We start from the raw sequence: 18979 nt of genomic DNA, 5'->3' as shown, positions 1-18979 counted from the left end.
GCCGACGGAACGACGGAGCGGCCCGCTCCCCTCCACCGAGGGGGCGGGCCGCTCCGTCGTCCGCGTTACTTCTTGATCACCAGGGTGCCGGCGGCACGGTCGTGCCAGCCCTGCAGCTTCCCGGAGTTGTCGAAGAACGGCGACAGGTAGACCAGCAGCGCGCCGATGTAGCAGAGGAACGCGCCGACGATCGGGATGATGAAGCGGATGAAGCCGCCGCCCAGGCCCGGGGTCTGGCCGGTGCTCTCCTTGACCACGCGCAGGCCCATGGCCATCTTGCCCAGGGTGGCGCCCACCAGGGAGACCATCAGCCACTCGTAGAGCAGGTTGAACAGCGCCAGCACGCCGATCATGATCATCATGGTGGCGAAGACGCCGGTCGCGGCGTCGGTCTGCTGCTGGAGGCAGTCGTCGTAGGAGATGGTCCCGTAGGAGTACTGGGTGCAGTCGTCGGTGTCCTTGACGATGCCGAGCGAGCCGGCCAGGCCGAGCGCCATGACCAGGGCTATGACCGCGCCGACCGCCAGACCGTCGATCAGCCGGGCCACGAAGCGCTGGCCCATCGACGCGATCTTCACCGTGCCGAGCTGGGCGATGTTGATGTAGCCGTTGTTCGCCTGGAGGGTGCCCGGCATCGGCTGGTACCCGTACGCGGGCTGCTGCTGCTGCGGGTAGCCGTACCCGGCGGCCGGCGGGGCCTGCTGCGGGTAGCCGTAACCCGCGGCCGGCGGCTGCTGCGGGTAGCCGTAACCGGGCGGGGGCTGCGGCGGCTGCTGGGGCTGCTGCGGCTGCTGGTTGTACGGGTTGTTCGGGTCGGGCGGGTAGCTCATCGATGCCTCCGGGCAGATGGGGACACAGGGGGACGGGACAGCGGAGGACCCGGAACGGACCGGCGGATCGCACGGCCGGTCGGACGGGACGTTAGCGGAGCGCACTGACACCGGGCGCGGGTGCGACCGGCCGCGTGTCCCCGCTCAGGGCCGTGGGGAGTGGGCGAACGGAGGCCGGGACGGCGCGCCGGTGAGGGGCGTGCCGCGTCGTCGGTCGGTCGTCGGCGCGGTGCGGTCTGGTCGGCTCACTTCGTTCTTCCCCCGGGTACGCCCCCGCCGGGTCTGTCCGTCGGCCCGTCACCGGGCCGGATGCGGCGGGGAATGCCCGCATATCGTCGACCGCCCGGCGGGGGCCTGTCCAGCCGCGTCCGCGCGTCGCGCCGGACTGTGGCGCAACCGCAATACGACCCGGACGTTCCGTACCCGTTCGTCCACCCCCGGCGCCGTCCCGCGACCGCCCCGCGGCCGCCCGGCCGCCGCCCCGCCGCGGGCCGCGGCCGCCGCCGTGCCGTCGGCTCCGCCCGCCCCGGGACCGGTGGCACGGAACCCGTTCCGGATCCGGGAGAATGGGTCCATGACTGCCCAGATTCTCGATGGCAAGGCCACCGCGGCCGCGATCAAGTCCGAACTCGCCGCCCGCGTGGCGGCCCTCCAGGCGAAGGGCGTCGTGCCCGGCCTCGGCACCGTCCTGGTCGGCGACGACCCGGGCAGCCGCTGGTACGTCAACGGCAAGCACCGGGACTGCGCCGAGATCGGCATCGCCTCGATCCAGCGCGAGCTGCCCGCCACCGCCACCCAGGAGGACGTCGAGAACGTCGTCCGCGAGCTCAACGCCGACCCGACCTGCACCGGCTACATCGTCCAGCTGCCGCTGCCCAAGGGCCTCGACCAGAACCCGGTCCTGGAGCTGATGGACCCGGACAAGGACGCGGACGGCCTGCACCCGACCTCGCTCGGCCGGCTCGCGCTGGGCATCGAGGGCCCGCTGCCCTGCACCCCGCTCGGCATCGTCGAGCTGCTGCGCCGCCACGACGTGCCGATCGACGGCGCCGAGGTGGTCGTGGTCGGCCGCGGCGTCACCGTCGGCCGCTCGATCGGCCTGCTGCTCACCCGCCGCAGCGAGAACGCCACCGTCACCCTCTGCCACACCGGCACCCGCGACCTCGCCCACCACCTGCGCCAGGCCGACATCATCGTGGCCGCCGCCGGTGTGCCGCACCTGGTCAAGCCGGAGGACGTCAAGCCCGGCGCGGCCGTGCTGGACGTCGGCGTCAGCCGCAGCGAGGGCAAGATCGTCGGCGACGTCCACCCGGGCGTGGCCGAGGTGGCCGGCTGGATCTCCCCGAACCCCGGCGGCGTCGGCCCGATGACCCGCGCCATGCTGCTGAACAACATCGTGGTGGCGGCCGAGCGCCGCGCCGGCGTCTGACCCACCCCCGATCGACGAACGACGATCCCGAAGGACGGGAAGCCATGACCGAACCGCGGCGGACCCGGCGCAGGCCGGTCAAGACCACCGGCACCATCCCTCCCGAGGGATCGGCGGCCGCGCTCGGGCGCGACCACGCGCTGCCGGTCCGGCAGTGGCCGATAACGGTGGTCCTGCTGGTGGTCGGCGCCGGTCTCGCGGTCACCTGGTTCGCCGACTTCAAGGACGGCTTCAAGTACGGGCTGCTGATCGTCGGCGCCGGGGTGCTGCTCGGCGCGCTGCTGCGGCTGGTGCTGCCGGAGGTCGGCATGCTGGCGGTGCGCAGCCGCTTCACCGACGTGATCGTGCTGACCTTCCTGGGCCTCTCGATCGTGCTGCTCACCCTGATGGCCCAGCCCAATCCGTGGCTGGACCCGCCGCTGCTGGACAACATCGGCCAGCTGATCGGCCGTCCGCGCCGGTAGCCCGGCGTGTCGGTGAACGGCCCCCGCCCGGTTCCGGGCGGGGGCCGTCATCGTCTGTGACCAACCAGTCACGACCTCGCCCGAGGCGTACGCTTCCCTTTGCGATACCCTGACGCCGGTTCTCTCGATGTCGAGAGACCGTCCGCGGCTCCGGCGCGCCGAACGTGCCTGGGGCACCTGGCGATCTTGCTGGAGAAGGTAGAAATGACCCGCACCCCCGTCAACGTCACCATCACCGGAGCCGCCGGCCAGATCGGCTACGCGCTGCTCTTCCGCATCGCCTCGGGCCACCTGCTCGGCGCCGACGTCCCGGTGAACCTGCGCCTCCTGGAGATCCCGCAGGGTCTCAAGGCCGCCGAGGGCACCGCCATGGAGCTCGTCGACTGCGCGTTCCCGCTGCTGCGCGACATCACCATCACCGACCAGCCGAACGTGGCCTTCGACGGCGCCAACGTCGCGCTGCTGGTCGGCGCCCGTCCGCGCACCGCCGGCATGGAGCGCGGCGACCTGCTGTCGGCCAACGGCGGCATCTTCGGCCCGCAGGGCAAGGCGATCAACGCCCACGCCGCGGACGACATCAAGGTCCTGGTCGTCGGCAACCCGGCCAACACCAACGCCCTGATCGCCCAGCGCAACGCCCCGGACGTGCCGGCCGAGCGCTTCACCGCGATGACCCGCCTGGACCACAACCGCGCCGTCGGCCAGCTCTCCGCCAAGACCGGCGCCCTGGTCTCCGACATCAAGCGCGTCACCATCTGGGGCAACCACTCCGCCACCCAGTACCCGGACATCTTCCAGGCCGAGGTCGCCGGCAAGCCGGCCTTCGAGGCCGTCGGCAGCGACCAGGCCTGGCTGGAGAACGACTTCATCCCGACCGTCGCCAAGCGCGGCGCGGCCATCATCGAGGCCCGCGGCGCCTCCTCGGCCGCCTCGGCCGCCAACGCCGCCATCGACCACGTGCACACCTGGGTCAACGGCACCGCCGAGGGCGACTGGACCTCCATGGGTGTCGTCTCCGACGGCTCCTACGGCGTCCCGGCCGGCCTGATCTCCTCCTTCCCGGTCACCACCAAGGACGGCAGGTTCGAGATCGTCCAGGGCCTGGAGATCTCCGACTTCTCGCGCGCCCGCATCGACGCCTCGGTCAAGGAGCTGACCGAGGAGCGCGACGCGGTCCAGGAGCTCGGCCTCATCTGAGCCGCCGCGCCCCCCAACGCCCCACGACGGCCCGTCGTCCCCTTCCCCGGGGACGGCGGGCCATCGCCCTACACTGACCCGCTGTGAACGAAACCATCGAGGACGCCGCGCTCGTCCTCGTCTTCATCGTCCTGGGCGGTCTGTTCAACGTCGCCGAGATCTCGCTGATCTCGCTGCGCGAAGGCCAGATCCGGACGCTGGAGGCGCGCGGCACCCGGCGGGCGGCCCGGGCCGCGCACCTCGCGGCCGACCCGAACCGCTTCCTGGCGGCCGTCCAGGTCGGCGTCACCTGCATGGGTTTCCTCTCGGCCGCCTTCGGCGCCGACACGCTGGCCGGCAAGGTCGCCCCGGTGTTCGTGCGGGCCGGGCTCTCCGAGGGCGTCGCCGACGCCACCGCGCTGGTCGGCCTCACCCTGGCGATCAGCTACGTCTCGCTGGTGCTCGGCGAGCTCACCCCCAAGCGGATCGGCCTCCAGCGGGCCGACGCCATCGCGGTGCTGGCCGCCCCGGTGGTCGACGTGATGTCGGTGGTGCTCCGCCCGGCGATCTGGCTGCTCGGCCGCTCCACCGACCTGATGGTGCGGCTGCTCGGCGGCGACCCGAGCGCCGGGCGCGGCTCGATGAGCTCCGAGGAGCTCCGCGGCCTGGTCGCCGCCAACACCGAACTCGGCAGCGACGAACGGACGTTGATCGCCGACGTGTTCGCCGCCGGGGACCGCCGGCTGCGCGAGGTGATGGTCCCGCGCACCGAGGTGACCTTCCTGGACGCCGAGCGCCCGCTGGCCGAGGTGCGCGCCCAGGCGGACTCCTCGCCGCATTCCCGCTACCCCGTGGTCGAGGGCAGCTACGACGCGGTGACCGGCTTCGTGCACGTCCGTGACCTGTACGGGGCGCGCGGCGAACGGGCCGCCAAGGTCCGCGACCTGGCCCGCCCGGTCAAGCTGCTGCCCGGCACCAAGCGGGTGCTGGAGGCGATGGGCGAGATGCGCCGCGAGGGCCACCACCTGGCCATCGTGGTCGACGAGTACGGCGGCACCGCGGGCATCGTCACCCTGGAGGACCTCGTGGAGGAGGTCGTCGGGGAGATCCGCGACGAGTACGACACGCCCGAGCCCGCGCCCACCCGGCGGCTGGCCGGCGGAGGGGTGGAGCTCGACGGCCTGCTCAACCTGGCCGACTTCGCCGAGGAGACCGGTGTCACCCTCCCGGAGGGCCCCTACGAGACGGTGGCCGGCTGCCTGGTGGCCGCGCTCGGCCGGCTGCCCGCCGAGGGCGACCGGGTGCGGATCCCGGCCGGTCCCGGCGTGGAGGTGCTGCTGACGGTGGCCAAGCTGGAGGGCCGGCGGATCGCCCGGGTCGGGGTGAGTGCGGTCACACTGGCTCAACCGCCGGGGCCGGAGGTTTCCTGACCGGTCGGTGGAACTGGAACAATGGCCCGCATGGTCAACGCAGCGGTCACCGGTCCGGTCAAGGACCGTCCCCGGGTGCTCTCCGGCATCCAGCCCACCTCCGGCTCGTTCCACCTCGGCAACTACCTGGGCGCGGTGCGCCAGTGGGTCGACCTGCAGAAGGAGAACGACGCCTTCTACATGGTGGTCGACCTGCACGCGATCACCGTCGAGCAGGATCCGGCGACGCTGCGCCAGAACACCCGGATCTCCGCCGCCCAGCTGCTCGGCGCGGGCCTGGAGCCGGAGCACTGCACCCTGTTCGTCCAGTCGCACGTGCCCGAGCACGCGCAGCTGGGCTGGGTGATGAACTGCCTCACCGGCTTCGGCGAGGCCTCCCGGATGACCCAGTTCAAGGACAAGTCGGCCAAGCAGGGCGCCGCCGGCACCTCGGTGGGCCTGTTCACCTACCCGATCCTCCAGGTCGCCGACATCCTGCTGTACCAGGCGGACGCCGTCCCGGTCGGCGAGGACCAGCGCCAGCACGTGGAGCTCACCCGCGACCTGGCGGAGCGCTTCAACACCCGCTACAGCCCGACCTTCACGGTCCCGAAGCCGTACATCCTCAAGGAGACGGCCAAGATCCAGGACCTCCAGGACCCGGCCATCAAGATGAGCAAGTCCGCGTCCTCCACCAAGGGCCTGGTGAGCCTGCTCGACGAGCCGAAGGCCAGCGCCAAGAAGTTCAAGAGCGCCGTCACCGACACCGGCACCGTGGTCTCCTACGACGAGCAGGAGAAGGCGGGCGTCTCCAACCTGCTGCGGATCCACTCCGCGCTGAGCGGGCAGTCGATCGAGCAGCTCGTGGCGCACTTCGAGGGCAAGATGTACGGGGCCCTGAAGACCGAGCTGGCCGACCTGTTCACCGAGTGGGTGACGCCGTTCCAGGAGCGCACCAGGACCTTCCTGGACGACCCGGCCGAGCTGGACCGCGTCCTCGCGCTGGGCGCCGGCAAGGCCCGCGAGGTGGCGTCCGAGACGCTGGCCCAGGTGTACGACCGGATCGGCTTCCTCCCGGCCGCCAAGCGGTGACTCCGCTGACGAGCCTGCCCGGTGGTGGGGGTCTCCCGGAGACCCTCACCATCGGCGTGTCCGTCAGCGTCCCGGATCCGTACGGCGCGGCGATCCAGGACGCGCGGGCCGGGCACGGCGATCCGCTGGCCCGGTCGATACCCACGCACGTCACGCTGCTGCCGCCCACCGAGGTGCCGGCCGAGGCGCTGCCGAAGATCGAGGAGCACCTGGCGGCGGTGGCCGCCGCGCACCGGCCGTTCCGGATGGTGCTGCGCGGCGGCGGCAGCTTCCGCCCGGTCTCCCCGGTGGTCTTCGTCCGGGTCGAGGAGGGCGAGCGGGAGTGCCGGCTGCTGGAGGCGGACATCCGCTCCGGCCCGCTGGCCCGGGAGCTGGCCTTCCCGTACCACCCGCACGTGACCGTGGCGCACGGACTCCCGGACGACGTGCTGGACCAGGCCCACGAGCAGGCCCGGTCCTTCCACGCGGCCTTCCCGGTCCCCGGGTTCGGCCTCTCCCGGTTCGACGCGGACGAGGTCTGGCGGCCCTGGCGGGCCTACGGCTTCGCCTGACCGGCGCGCCCGGCCGCGCCGCCGAGCTCCAGCATCCGGTCGACCACCCGGGAGGCGGCGGCGCCGTCGTCCAGCGCGCAGTGCACCTCCCGGAAGCGCCGGTAGCGCTCGGCGTACCCGGCGGGCACGGCGCCCCCGGTGTCGGCGACCGCGCGCAGCGCCGCGACCAGCGCGGCCGAGTCGGCCAGCAGCGGGCCGGGGGCCTGCGCCTCGAAGTCGAAGGCGAAGCCGCGCAGGCTGTCCCGGTAGTGCGCCAGGTCGTAGGTGAAGAACAGCACCGGGCGGCCGGTGATGGCGAAGTCGAACAGGATCGACGAGTAGTCGGTCACCAGCACGTCGGCGACCAGCAGCAGCTCCTGCACGTCCGGGTAGTCGGCGCAGTCGACGGCGAAGCCGTCCCCGGTGCCGGTCAGCGGCTCGCGGACGTGCGCGTGCGGGCGCAGCAGCAGGACGTGGTCGTCGCCGAGCGCCCGCCGGGCCCGGTCGAGGTCGAGCCGCAGGTCCAGCCGGAAGCCGTCGCCGTCGGGGCGCGGCCGGTCCTCCCGCCAGGTCGGCGCGTAGAGCACGACCCGGCGGCCCTCGGGGATGCCGAGCCGGCGGCGGACGGCGGCCGCCCGGTGCGGGTCGGGGCGGGCCAGCACGTCGTTGCGCGGGTAGCCGGACTCCAGGATCTCGCCCCGGTAGCGGAAGGCCCGGCGCAGGATCGGGGTGGCGAAGGGGCTGGGGGAGAGCAGCAGGCTCCAGTGCGGGGTCTCCCGGTCGAGGGAGGCGAGGTAGCCGTGGTCGGCGAGCCAGGGGTTGTCGACGTCGTGGGCGATCCGCTTGAGCAGGGCGCCGTGCCAGGTCTGGACGACGACCTGGCCGGGGCGGCGCCGCAGGAAGTCCGGGAAGTGGGTGTTGCCGACGAGGTAGCGGCTGGTGGCCAGCGCCCGGTACCACTCGGGGCTCCAGACCCGGACCGCGCGGACCCCGGGCGGCAGCTCGGCCTGGGCGTCGTCGACCACCCACAGGTGCTCCAACGGCGCGCCGCGGCGGGCGAGTTCGGTGTGCACGGCGCGCGGTGAGTCGGCGTAGCCGCGACCGCCGAAGACGTCGTACAGCACGGCCTCGCGCAGCGGCTCGCGGCGGGCGGCGGGGTAGCCGGCGGTGCGCTGGCGGGCCTGGGTCCAGGCGCTGCGTTCGGTGGCGCTGAGGACGGGCGTGGAGTCCAGCACCAGGGTGTCGTGCCAGCGGCGCTCCAGCACGATCCGCTTGCCGCCGGCCAGGGTGGCGGCGGGCAGCGCGGCCAGGACGGCGGGCGCGGCGGTCAGCGGGCGGGCCGGGCCCGGGCGGCCGGCGGGGTGCAGCGCGACCTCCCACAGACCCTTGCGCAGCGGCAGCGCGGTGCCGTCGGAGCCGGTGCGGGTGGCGGGCAGCCGGACGGTGAACCGCGGGCCGGGGCCGAGCCGGACGGGGTGGCGGACCTCGGTGCCGCTGGCGCTGTGCCGCAGGACGAGGTCGAGCGGGCCGGGCGCGGGGCAGCGGCCGGCGAGGTCGAAGCCGCCGGCCCGGGGGGTGAGCCGCTCGATCCAGCCGGCGGCGGGCCGCACGCACAGCTGGAGCCGGCCGTCGGCGAGGTGCTTGAGGTGCAGCACCCGGTCCTCGGCGCCGGGCAGCGGGTGCTGGCCGGTGACCGGCGCGCCGCGTTCGTCCAGGACGAGCTGTTCGACGGCGCCGTCGGGGTCGACGAGTTCGGCGTCCCAGTGCTCCAGCTCGTCGGCGCCGCGGCCGTCGGCGGTGAACGGGGCGTACGGCAGCAGCGTGGTGACGGTCCGTCCGGTCCGGTGGGCGGGCTCGGTGAGGACGGTACCACTCTCGCGGTGGCGCAGCCGCAGGACGGTGCGGGCCTGGCCGGGGTCGGCGGTGGCGAGGCACAGGCGGATCCCGCCGGGGGCGGGTACGGCCCGGGTGAGGCGGACGGCGGGGCGTTCGAGCCGCAGGGCGAGCCGGCCGTCGGCGAAGTGCGGCAGGAGGCGGACGTCGTGGTCCACCCAGCGCGCGGGCGGGTACTCGCCGGAGCCGCACCAGTGCGGGGCGAGGCCGCCGTACTGGCGGCGCAGCCGGGTGGGGCGGGGGAGGGTGAACAGGGTGGCATCGACGCTCCAGTCGCCGAGCAGCCAGTCGTCGGGGGCGCGCAGCCGGCGCGGTTCGACGAGGGCGGTGAAGCCGGCCCAGTCGTGGTTGTGCTCGGGCTGGGCGCTGTCGTCGGTGATCTCGGGGAGCCGGCGCGGGCGGGTGGGGACGTGGACCGGCTCCTGGCGGTCGTCGCGGCGCAGGGTGAGCCAGGTCCAGGCGGAGCCGGGGCGGTCGGTGGACCGGTCGTCGGGGCGGGCGTAGCCGGTGAGTTCGAGGCCGCGACCGGTCCAGCGGGCGCGCAGCAGTCCGAAGGCGGCGTTCCCCTCCTCGCCCGGCAGCGGGGCGCCGAAGCGGGGGTCGCCGAAGCGGGGCGCGGCGTGCGGGAGGACGAACCGGGTGAGGACAGCCATTTCCACGGACCTTTCTCGGCGAGAATTGCCATCTCACCCGGAAAAGCATCCGAGGTCAATTCGGTAATGGAATGCGAATTAGCTGGCGAGTTCCCCTCGGAAACGTCAGTTCGAAATTCCGGATCGGTGGGCGGAAATCGCCCGGAAAACGCCGGAGGCGCCCGCCGCGGTGTTCGCGTCGGGCGCCTCCGGCACCGGTGTGCGGCCGGTCAGGCCTCGCGGCTCAGCATGGCGTCCACGGCCCGGGCGGCGGCGTGGCCGTCGTCCAGGTCGCAGTACTTCGCGCGGAACGCCGCGTACTTCCCGGCGTGCTCCGCGGTGACCTCGTCCAGCCGGCCGAGCGCCGCGACCAGCTCCTCGGAGGTGGCCAGCAGCGGGCCGGGCGCCTCCGCCTCGAAGTCCAGCGAGAAACCGCGCAGGTTGTCGCGGTAGTGCGCCAGGTCGTAGGTGAAGAACAGGATCGGCTTGCCGGTCGCCGCGAAGTCGAACGTCGACGCCGTGTAGTCCGTCACCAGCACGTCCGTGACCAGCAGCAGCTCGTTCATGTCCGGGTAGCTGCTGACGTCCCAGACGTAGCCGTTGCCGGCGCCCTCGATCTGCTCGTGGACGCTGGTGTGCCGGCGGACCAGCAGCACCTGGTCGTCGCCCAGCGCGGCCTGCGCCGCCTGGAGGTCCAGCTGGAGGTTCAGCTGGTAGCCGCCGTAGTGGCGGCGCCGGTCCTCGCGCCAGGTCGGGGCGTACAGCACGACCTTCTTGCCCTCGGGCAGGCCGAGCCGCTCCCGCACCCGCTCGGCGGTCTTCTCCTTGTCGGGGGAGAAGAACACGTCGTTGCGCGGCAGGCCGCTCTCCAGGATCTCGCCCTTGAAGGCGAAGGCGCGGCGCAGCACCGGGGCCGCCCAGGTGCTGCCGGCCAGCAGGATGCTCCAGTTCGGAACCTCCTGGGCGAGGCCCTTCAGGTAGTTCGCGTCGGTGAACCAGACCTTCTCGAAGTCGTGGCCGAGCTGCTTCAGCGGCGAACCGTGCCAGGTCTGCAGGACGATCTGGCCGGGCCGGCGGACGAAGAAGTCCGGCAGGTGCGCGCTGGTGACGATGTACTTCGCGCTGCCCAGCGCCTCGAACCACTCCGGGCTGTAGAGCCGGACGGAGCCGGCCGACTGCGGCAGGTCCGCCTGAAGGTCGTCGGTGCCCCACAGGTGCTCCAGCGGCAGGCCGCGGCGCACCAGCTCCTCGTGGATCGCCCGCGGCGAGTCCGCGTACAGACCGCCGAGCGCGGCGTTGTAGAGCACGGTGTCGCGCAGCGGCAGCCGGCGGGCGGCCGGGTAGTCGACCGTCCGCAGCTGGCGCTGGCGCCAGCCGCTGCGCTCCTCCGGAAGCAGTATGTTCTCGGACTCCAGCTGCAGGCCGTCGTGGTGGCGGCGCTCCAGCACGATCCGCTTGCCGCGGGCCTCGGCCTCCAGCGGCAGCCTCTCCCAGCACTCGGGCGCGATCAGCGCGTAGGAGGCCATGTCCGGATGGTAGACGACGCCGACCGGACGGAAGGAGACGTTCCAACCGCCCTGGGCCAGCGGCACGTTGCCCGCGAAGGACGCGGTCGGCACGGCCGGCAGCGCGGTGCGGAACCGGCCGTCGGCGATCTCCACCGGGTAGATGTGCTGCTCGTCGCCCCAGTGGTGGCGGACCACCATCTCCCAGCGATGGGTGCCGGGCAGCGGGAAGGTGCCGCTGAGCAGGAAGCCGTCCGCGCCGCGCGAGGTGACCTCGTGCACGACCGGCTGCAGCAGCTGGTCCAGGAACTGCAGGTAGCCGCCGGGGGAGGGCTTGCTGTAGAGCGCGCGCCGCAGCACGGGCTCGGCGCCCGCGTTGAGCACCAGGTTGAGCTGCTCCGGCGCGTTCCGGTCGTCCCAGGCCAGCGGCACCGAGGTGCCGTCGGCCAGCTCCAGGGCGGTGTCCCAGCGGTCGCGGGCGCGCTCCTCGGCGACCGGGTCCAGCTCGGCCCAGGCCTCGCGGACCGCGGTCAGCTCGGCGATCGGGAAGGAGGCGCGGAACGACTGGAGGCCGCCGGCCGGGGAGCCCGCGGACACCGGGAAGGACAGGTCGCGCTCGGACTCGACGTGGGTGAGCCGCAGCCGGGCCCCGGACAGCCGGACGCCGGAGTGGGCCGCGCCGGACACCTCGACGGTGTCGCCCTGCGAGACGAGCCCGGTGACCCGGACCCGCACGTTCTCCACCCGCAGGTAGACGCTGCCGTCGCGGACGAACGGCACGATCCGCACGTCCGGCTCGACCCAGTGCGCGGGGAGGTAGGCCGCGCTGTCGGCCCAGCCGGCCCAGATCCGGCCCTTGTAGACGCCGCCCTTGCCCGCGCCGGCGACCAGGACGCGCCAGTTGCCGTCCTTCCACTGGCCGCGGTGCTTGAGCTTCACCGGGTCGACGGCGACGGTGAAGCCGGCCCAGTCGCAGTTGTAGAGGTCGTGGTGGTTGGTGGCGGTGGCCTCGGGGCTGTACGTGGTCTTCATCGGCACCGCGATGACCCGGCGGCCCTTGGCCTCGCGCAGCACCAGCGTGCGGACCATGTCGTGCTTGTTGGCCGCGCCCAGCTGCTCCGGGTACGCGTGGCCGGTCAGCCGCAGCCGGCCGCCCTCCCAGTGCGACTCGTAGAGCCGGCTGCGGATGACGGTGGAGTTGCGCAGGCTGAGCAGGCCCGGCGGCACGCTCTTGCGGCCGCCGCGCAGGAACGGGTAGTCGGCGTACGGGCGCAGCAGGCCCTTGGCGACGACGCCGCCGTTGCTCTCGCCCTCGTACTTGATCTGCTCGACGAACTCGTCGATCCGGCCCTGGAGGGTCAGGTGGTACTTCAGGCGCAGCGGCGCGCGCAGCTTCTTGACCTGCTCGGGGCCGATCGCGCGCAGCAGCCGGCTGACGCAGCGGATGTAGGCGTCCCGGTACTCCTTGTCGCCGTCCACGACGGACCAGAAGAACATCGGGATCTCCTCGACGAGGGTGTTCTCGTCGTAGGACCTCAGGTACTCGGCGAAGCGCGGCTCGGTCTGCTTCTTCAGCCAGGCGCGCACCAGCTCGACCGAGGTGACGCGGTCGATCAGGCCCTTGGGGTTGGTGCGCATCTGGGTGATCGACATCTCGCCGACCTCGCGCTCGCGCCAGTGGTAGATCGGCTCGGAGAGCACGTCCACGCTCTTGGCGAGGTAGTGGTGCGGCACGCTGACCGGGGCGTCCTCGTACAGGATGCCCTCGGGGTAGAGCAGGCCGGCCGCGTCGAAGAAGGAGCGGCGGTAGACCTTGTTCCACGCGGTGCGGTCGGTGACCAGCGAGGGGACCTCGGTCACGTGCGTCTTCAGCACGGTCCTGGCGAACGGCCGGCTGTGGCCGCCGGACTGGTAGTAGCCGATCGCGCGGAACCGGAGCACGTTGCCGGTGGCGAAGTCGGAGCCGGTCTCGTCCAGCGTGTTGATCATCAGCTCGTACGCGCTGGGCGGCATCGAGTCGTCGCTGTCGACGAAGCAGAGGAACTCCGCGTCCGGGTCGATGTGCCGGATGCCGGTGTTGCGGGCCGCGCCGAGGCCCTTGTTGACCTGGCGGACCAGCCGGAAGCGGGAGTCCTTGGCGGCGTACGCCTCGGCGAGGGCGGCGCTGTTGTCCTTCGAACCGTCGTCGACCATGACGCACTCGAAGTCCGTGAACGTCTGGGCGGCGATCGAGTCGAGGCACTCCACGAGGTAGCGCTCGACGTTGTAGATCGGGACGACGATGGAGAGGCGGGGAGCCATCGGCTACGCAGGCCTTTCTCTGGAGGAGCGTGGCAGCCCGGTTCGGGGTCTGGCCGCACTTTGATCGGTGCGTACGTGCCCGTCGATCCTACCGTCCGGCCCACGGACCCCCGGAGCCCCCGTTCCACCGCCCCCACTACCCTGGGGCCATGCCCCGCTTCAGTGTGATCGTGCCGGTCTACCGGGTCGAGGAGTACCTCCCCGAGTGCCTCGACTCGGTGCTCGGCCAGGACGGCCCGGACTTCGAGCTGATCGCGGTGGACGACCGCTCCCCGGACGGCTGCGGCGCCCTGCTCGACGAGGCGGCCGGCCGCGACCCCCGGGTGCGGGTGCTGCACCTGCCGGAGAACGTCGGCCTCGGCCGGGCCCGCAACGCCGGCCTGGAGGTGGCCACCGGCGACTACGTGCTCTTCCTGGACAGCGACGACACCCTGACCCCCGGTCTGCTGGAGGCGGTGGACGACCGGCTCGCGGCCGGCGGCGACCCGGACGTCCTGGTGTACGACTACGCCCGCACCTACGCCGACGGCCGGGTCGTCCGGGCCGCCTCGGCCAAGGTCTTCGGCGCCCCCTCCCGGGAGGTCTTCGACCTCGCCGACCGCCCCGACCTGCTCGAACTGCTGCAGGTGGTCTGGAACAAGGCCTACCGCCGCGACTTCGTCACCGCCCAGGGCCTGACCTTCCCGGCCGGGTACTACGAGGACACCCCCTGGACGTACCCGGCGCTGCTCGCCGCCCGGAGCATCACCCTGCTCGACCGGATCGGCGTCCACTACCGCCAGCGCCAGGAGGGCGGCAACATCCTGGCCACCGCCAGCCGCAAGCACTTCGACGTCTTCGGCCAGTACGACCTGGTCTTCGCCTTCCTGGACGGCCGCCCCGACCTGGAGCGCTGGCGCCCGGTGGTCTACGGCCGGATGCTGCACCACCTCAACACCGTGGTCTCCCGGCCGGGCCGGATCCCGCCCGGCGACCGCCGGGAGTTCTTCCGCCGCGCCGCCGCGCACTGCGCCCGGCTGCGCCCGGCCGGCTACCGGCCGGGCGGCGGGGTGGCCGGGCTGCGCACCGAACTGCTCGGCCACGGCCGGTTCACCGCCTACCAGGCGGTCCGGGCGCTGGCCCGGGCCCGGCGGATGGTCCGGCGCCAGGGCGTGGCTTGACGGGGTTCCGAACGGCCGGGCCTGACGGCTGTTCGGGGGATCCGCGGGTATAACCGGACGGTGGACTTCCTGACCCGCCTTCCGGTGATCGGCCCGCTCGTCGCCCGGGTGCTGCGCAGCCGCCCGTACCGCGCCTACGAGCACTTCACCGCGCTGCGCGGCAACCGGCTGGCCGGCGCGGTCACCTTCTTCGGCTTCCTCGCCCTCTTCCCGCTGCTGACGGTGGCGCTGGCGGTCGCCGTCGCGACCCTCAGCGACAGCCGGGTCGAGGACATCCAGCACCGCATCTCCGACCAGCTGCCCGGCATCTCGGACGCGCTCAACCTGCCCTCGCTGGTGGCCAACGCCGGTGCGGTCGGCCTGGTCAGCGGGGTGCTGCTGGTGCTGTCCGGGCTCGGCTGGGTGGACACCATGCGCACCTCGATCCGGGACCTGTGGCAGCTGCCCGACGAGGAGGGCAACCCGCTGCTGCGCAAGGCCTGGGACTTCGTGGTGCTCGGCGGCCTGGGCGCGGTCTCGCTGGTCTCGCTCGGCGCCTCGGCGGCCGGCACCACGCTGGCGGGGCGGATCGCCGACTGGCTCGGCCTCGGTTCGGCCGGCTACCTGCTCACCGCGGCCGGACTGCTGATCGCGGTGGGCTCGGACATGCTGCTCTTCGCCTACCTGCTGGCGCCGTTCCCGCGGATCGGCCACCAGCGCCGGCGCGACGTCCTGGAGGCCGCGCTGATCGGCGCGGTCGGCTTCGAGCTGCTGAAGATCCTGCTCTCCTCCTACCTCGGCTCGGTGGCCGGGCGGAGCCTCTACGGCGCCTTCGGCGTGCCGGTGGCGCTGCTGCTCTGGATCAACTTCGTCTGCCGGCTGCTGATGTTCTGCGTGGCCTGGACCGCCACCGCCGACCCGGCGGCCGCCCGGGACCGGGCCCGGGAGCGCGCCCGGGCGATGGTCGAGGCCGCCGACGAGGCCGCCGGGCAGGAGTCCCCGGGGGCGTCGTCGGGGGAGTCGGCCCGGGACGCGGCGCGGGCCCGGCCCCAGGAGGACTGAGACCGGGCCCGCGCGCGCCGGATCACCCGCGGGCGGCCCGCCGTCGGCCGAGCAGCACGAGGCCCGCGCCGCCCGCCGCGGCCAGCCCGACGGCGGCCCAGCCGACCGTCCCGATCCCGGTCCCGGCCCCGTCCCCGTCCGCGCGCGCGGCGGGTGCGGCGGGTGCGGCGGAGGCGCTCGGCGTGGGGTGCGGCGGCGGGGCGGGCGCCCCGGCCGCGCCGCCGGCCCGGCCGGTCGGCGCCGGCGCGACGGTCTCGCCCTCCTCGACCAGCTTCCCGACCGGGGTGACCTGGCCGGCCGCCGCGAACCCCCAGTCCAGCAGCGCGGCCGTCTCGTCGTAGACCTTCTGATAGCCGGCCGGGTGCATGACCGTCACCAGCAGGGTGCGCCCGCCGCGTTCGGCGGCGCCGACGAAGGTCGAGCCCGCATTGGTGGTGAAACCGTTCTTCACCCCGATCAGGCCGGGGTACTTGCCGAGCAGCCGGTCGGTGTTGGCGATCCCGAAGCTGCCGCGCTGCCCGGTGTTCCGGTCGACCGCGCCCGGGAACATCGCGTCCCGGGTCGCGCAGTACATCCGGAAGTCCGGGTTGCGCAGCCCGGCCCGGGCGAACAGCGTGAGGTCGTACGCCGAGGAGACCTGGCCGTCCGAGTCGTAGCCGTCCGGCGAGACCACCCGGGTGTCCCGGGCCTGGAGCGCCTCGGCCCGGGCCTGCATCTCGACGACGGTCCGCTGCACCCCGCCGTTCATGTGCGCGAGGACGTGCACCGCGTCGTTCCCCGAGCTCAGGAACACCCCGCGCCAGAGGTCCTCGACCTTGTACTCCAGGTCCTCCTTGATGCCGACCAGGCTGCTGCCGGGGCCGATCCCCTGGATCTCCTCGGGTGCCACCTTGTGGACCGTCTCGCGGTCGAACTTGGGCAGCACGGTGTCCGCGAAGAGGATCTTCAGGGTCGACGCCGGGGCGAGGCGCAGATGCGGGTTGCTGGCCGCGAGCACCTCTCCCGACGCCGCGTCGGCCACGATCCAGGACTGCCCGGTGAGGTCGCCCGGCAGCGCCGGGGCACCGGCCAGCGGGCTGACCTGGACCCCCGGCAGTCCCAGGCGCTCCCCGCCGACCACGGCCTGCGGGGGCGGCGGCTCGAACGGGGCCGCGACGGCCGCCGGGGCGGCGATCAGGAGCGGGAGCGCCGCGACGGGCGCGGCGAGCAGACGTGCGAGCTTCGAGCAAGTGGGCACCTCCAGACGGTACCCAGTCCCGGCCCCCGCCGTCCGCCTCCTTGCCCGTCCGGACCGCAGGAGGGCCCCACCGTACGCCGAACGGACGTCCCCGCATACTGGGAGGGCACACCGTCTTCACCTCCCCGCCGCACCGAGGACCACCCCATGAAGCTGAGCCGCCGCACCTCCTGGTTCCTGACCGCCTTCGGCGTCTGGTCCATGATCATCTGGACCACCTTCGTCAAGAACCTGTGGAAGGACTCCGGCGGCCAGGCCTTCACCGCCGGCGACCACTCCCAGCCCACCGCCTTCTTCTGGGTCCACCTGCTGCTCGCCGTGACCTCCTTCGCCCTCGGCCTCGCGATCGGCGGCATCGGCCTCCGCGGCCTGCGCGCCGCACGGCGGGAAACCGCCACCGGCTGACGCGTTATACCTGGTTGCCGGGGCCCGGCGGTCCTGGGAGGATCCCTGTCGATCGACCGCGATCGAATCTTGGTTCGATCGCATCGCCGACACAGGGGGGATTCCATGAAGCCTGCTCACCTCCGCCGGATCGGCGGCGCCGTCGCCGTCGCACTGACGGCTGGCCTGTTCGCCGCCCCGGCGGCGTCCGCCCACGGGAACGGCCCGCAGGTCACCGGGACCACCGCGTCCCCGCAGCCCCGCAACCTCTCCGCGGGCACCACCACCGATGCCTGCGACCAGACCACCGCGCCCGGCTGGATCGGCCTGACCTCCGGCGGCCCGACACTCCGGGCGGACGTCGCCTCGGACACCGACGGCGCCCTGTCCGCGGCCTTCGCGGTCCGCGACCTGACCGCCGGCACCGCCGCGTTCGACGGCACCGGCCAGGCCGTCGACGGCATCGCGACCACCGCCGTCCCCGGCTTGGCCGACGGCCACGCCTACGCCTGGAACGTCCGTGCGCTCCAGGGCGGCGCGACCTCCGCGAGCTCCCCGGACTGCCACTTCAAGCTGGATCTGACCGCCCCCGGTGCCACCGTCGCCTCGACGGACTTCCCGGCGTCCGGCACCGGCCAGACCGCGACCAAGTACGCGGGCGAGACCGGTGCCTTCGTCCTCACCGCCACCGACCTCGCCCCGGCGGGGGGCGAGGCCTCGGGGATCGCCTGCTACCGCTACGCGCTCAACGACACCCTCGGGGTGGTCAACGGATGCGCGGGCGCCGTCACCCCGGGACCGGACGGCAGCGCCACCCTCGATCTGCGGGTCTCGCAGTGGGGTGTCAACGTCCTCTCCGTCGAGGCCGTCGACAACGCGGGCAACGTGAGCCCGACCGCGACCCACACCTTCTACGCCCCCTGGGACCCGCGCCCCAAGCCGAGCGCCCCGGGTGATGTCGACGGCGACGCTGTTCCGGACATCCTGCTGCCGGACACCGCGGGCAACCTGCAGGTCATCAGCGGCCGGGCTGACAACACCACCCCGAGCTCGGTGATCCCGGCAGGGCTGGCCCCGGGGATCGTCAAGAACTGGAACGGCTACCAGGTGATGCACCGTGGCTGGACCAACGCCCCGGCCGACGACCTGCTCGTCCGGGAGAACGGCCGGGACGTCGTCTCGAGCATGCAGAACCAGTACGGCAACGGCGACTTCAGCCGCTCGGGCTCGACGATGGTCTACTGGCCGGACTGCACCGACTGGGAGTGCCCGCCGGACTACGGCACCGGCTGGCAGGCGGCGGAGCAGCAGCTGCTGATCGGCGCGGTGAACGGTACCAACCAGGCCCGTCCCGCTCTGCTCGTGCTGCAGAACGGCGACCTCTGGGTCGCGGACGCCGGCGGCACCGCGTCCTACTTCGACGTCCGCCGGGTGACCAGCGGCGGCCTGTGGACCGGATACGACCTGGTCGCCCCCGGCCCCGACGCCGCCGGCAACCTCGCCCTGTGGGCGCGTGAGCGGGCCACCGGCGCGCTGCACGCGTACGCGATCCCCAAGCTCGCGGACGGCACCCACGACTTCTCGGCACTGGCCGACCCGGCGGCGGGCACCGTCGCCACCGGTTTCACCGTCGGGGCCTTCCCCACCCTGGGTAGCCAGGGCGACCTCGACGGCGACGGTGCCGCCGACCTGTGGGCCGTCACCGCCGACCGGCACCTGCTGACCTACCGCGGGCTCGCGAACCCCAAGGACCTCGGCGTCCTGCACTGAGCCCGGGCAGCCCGAAGGCCCCCGTCCGGAGGGCGGGTTCTATCGATCCCCGCAACACCCTGAAGTTCAGGGAGTTGCGGGGATCGTGGATTTCGAGGTGTTGAAGGCGAGGTTCTTCGAGGCGCT

14 protein-coding genes are annotated in these 18979 nt (G+C 73.2%); 10 read left to right on the top strand and 4 right to left on the bottom strand.

What is annotated here, in order from left to right; all coding sequences use genetic code 11:
* Window positions 1-65: 65 nt before the first annotated feature.
* Window positions 66-830: an RDD family protein gene (locus ACFVFS_RS31205; RefSeq protein ID WP_380628178.1), complete on the bottom strand. Its 765-nt coding sequence runs from the start codon at window positions 828-830 to the stop codon at window positions 66-68.
* Window positions 831-1404: 574 nt separating this feature from the next.
* Between ACFVFS_RS31205 and ACFVFS_RS31200 the strand changes: the two genes are divergently transcribed.
* From ACFVFS_RS31200 to ACFVFS_RS31175, 6 genes are all read left to right on the top strand, one after another.
* Window positions 1405-2259, top strand: a complete 855-nt coding sequence (locus tag ACFVFS_RS31200; protein ID WP_350554599.1) for a bifunctional methylenetetrahydrofolate dehydrogenase/methenyltetrahydrofolate cyclohydrolase — start codon at window positions 1405-1407, stop codon at window positions 2257-2259.
* 44 nt (window positions 2260-2303) lie between these two features.
* Window positions 2304-2723: a DUF3017 domain-containing protein gene (locus ACFVFS_RS31195; RefSeq protein ID WP_380628177.1), complete on the top strand. Its 420-nt coding sequence runs from the start codon at window positions 2304-2306 to the stop codon at window positions 2721-2723.
* Between the two features lie 204 nt (window positions 2724-2927).
* Entirely contained in the window at window positions 2928-3920 is a 993-nt protein-coding gene (locus ACFVFS_RS31190; RefSeq protein WP_380298460.1) for a malate dehydrogenase, read from the top strand.
* Window positions 3921-4003: 83 nt separating this feature from the next.
* The gene (locus ACFVFS_RS31185; RefSeq protein WP_380628176.1) at window positions 4004-5329 is read left to right on the top strand and encodes a hemolysin family protein; all 1326 of its coding nucleotides are present in this window, start codon (window positions 4004-4006) and stop codon (window positions 5327-5329) included.
* A 30-nt stretch (window positions 5330-5359) separates the two neighbouring features.
* A complete protein-coding gene (gene trpS, locus ACFVFS_RS31180; protein ID WP_380628175.1) occupies window positions 5360-6400 on the top strand; it encodes a tryptophan--tRNA ligase in 1041 nt (346 codons plus the stop codon).
* A 56-nt stretch (window positions 6401-6456) separates the two neighbouring features.
* A complete protein-coding gene (locus tag ACFVFS_RS31175) occupies window positions 6457-6951 on the top strand; it encodes a 2'-5' RNA ligase family protein (RefSeq protein WP_380628174.1) in 495 nt (164 codons plus the stop codon).
* On the opposite strand, the gene ACFVFS_RS31170 is transcribed toward ACFVFS_RS31175, so the two are convergent.
* The gene (locus ACFVFS_RS31170) at window positions 6936-9476 is read right to left on the bottom strand and encodes a CDP-glycerol glycerophosphotransferase family protein (protein ID WP_380628173.1); all 2541 of its coding nucleotides are present in this window, start codon (window positions 9474-9476) and stop codon (window positions 6936-6938) included. The genes ACFVFS_RS31175 and ACFVFS_RS31170 overlap by 16 nt on opposite strands.
* Window positions 9477-9685: 209 nt before the next feature.
* Window positions 9686-13261, bottom strand: a complete 3576-nt coding sequence (locus ACFVFS_RS31165) for a CDP-glycerol glycerophosphotransferase family protein (RefSeq protein WP_380628172.1) — start codon at window positions 13259-13261, stop codon at window positions 9686-9688.
* 149 nt (window positions 13262-13410) lie between these two features.
* Between ACFVFS_RS31165 and ACFVFS_RS31160 the strand changes: the two genes are divergently transcribed.
* Both ACFVFS_RS31160 and ACFVFS_RS31155 read left to right on the top strand, forming a co-directional pair.
* Complete coding sequence (locus tag ACFVFS_RS31160) at window positions 13411-14421, top strand: glycosyltransferase family 2 protein (protein WP_380628171.1); 1011 nt, start codon at window positions 13411-13413, stop codon at window positions 14419-14421.
* A 60-nt stretch (window positions 14422-14481) separates the two neighbouring features.
* Complete coding sequence (locus ACFVFS_RS31155; RefSeq protein WP_380628170.1) at window positions 14482-15462, top strand: YihY/virulence factor BrkB family protein; 981 nt, start codon at window positions 14482-14484, stop codon at window positions 15460-15462.
* A 22-nt stretch (window positions 15463-15484) separates the two neighbouring features.
* Here ACFVFS_RS31155 and ACFVFS_RS31150 read toward each other — a convergent pair whose 3' ends face one another.
* Window positions 15485-16699: a D-alanyl-D-alanine carboxypeptidase family protein gene (locus ACFVFS_RS31150; RefSeq protein ID WP_380628169.1), complete on the bottom strand. Its 1215-nt coding sequence runs from the start codon at window positions 16697-16699 to the stop codon at window positions 15485-15487.
* Between the two features lie 147 nt (window positions 16700-16846).
* On the opposite strand from ACFVFS_RS31150, the gene ACFVFS_RS31145 reads away from it, so the two are divergent.
* Both ACFVFS_RS31145 and ACFVFS_RS31140 read left to right on the top strand, forming a co-directional pair.
* Entirely contained in the window at window positions 16847-17104 is a 258-nt protein-coding gene (locus ACFVFS_RS31145) for an SCO4848 family membrane protein (RefSeq protein ID WP_380628168.1), read from the top strand.
* Between the two features lie 105 nt (window positions 17105-17209).
* On the top strand, window positions 17210-18853 hold the full coding sequence (locus ACFVFS_RS31140; RefSeq protein ID WP_380628167.1) for a hypothetical protein: 1644 nt from the start codon (window positions 17210-17212) through the stop codon (window positions 18851-18853).
* Window positions 18854-18979 lie beyond the last annotated feature (126 nt).

Source organism: Kitasatospora sp. NPDC057692 (genome assembly GCF_042799475.1).
GTDB lineage: Bacteria > Actinomycetota > Actinomycetes > Streptomycetales > Streptomycetaceae > Kitasatospora.
Note: the sequence above shows the minus strand (reverse complement) of the source record. Positions and strands in the feature narration are given on the sequence as shown.

Coding starts and splice junctions, on each gene's coding strand:
- ACFVFS_RS31190 (WP_380298460.1), top strand. CDS start 2,928: ATGACCCGCACCCCCGTCAACGTCACCATCACCGGAGCCGCCGGCCAG.
- ACFVFS_RS31160 (WP_380628171.1), top strand. CDS start 13,411: ATGCCCCGCTTCAGTGTGATCGTGCCGGTCTACCGGGTCGAGGAGTAC.
- ACFVFS_RS31165 (WP_380628172.1), bottom strand. CDS start 13,261: ATGGCTCCCCGCCTCTCCATCGTCGTCCCGATCTACAACGTCGAGCGC.
- ACFVFS_RS31170 (WP_380628173.1), bottom strand. CDS start 9,476: ATGGCTGTCCTCACCCGGTTCGTCCTCCCGCACGCCGCGCCCCGCTTC.
- ACFVFS_RS31140 (WP_380628167.1), top strand. CDS start 17,210: ATGAAGCCTGCTCACCTCCGCCGGATCGGCGGCGCCGTCGCCGTCGCA.
- ACFVFS_RS31145 (WP_380628168.1), top strand. CDS start 16,847: ATGAAGCTGAGCCGCCGCACCTCCTGGTTCCTGACCGCCTTCGGCGTC.
- ACFVFS_RS31200 (WP_350554599.1), top strand. CDS start 1,405: ATGACTGCCCAGATTCTCGATGGCAAGGCCACCGCGGCCGCGATCAAG.
- trpS (WP_380628175.1), top strand. CDS start 5,360: ATGGTCAACGCAGCGGTCACCGGTCCGGTCAAGGACCGTCCCCGGGTG.
- ACFVFS_RS31195 (WP_380628177.1), top strand. CDS start 2,304: ATGACCGAACCGCGGCGGACCCGGCGCAGGCCGGTCAAGACCACCGGC.
- ACFVFS_RS31205 (WP_380628178.1), bottom strand. CDS start 830: ATGAGCTACCCGCCCGACCCGAACAACCCGTACAACCAGCAGCCGCAG.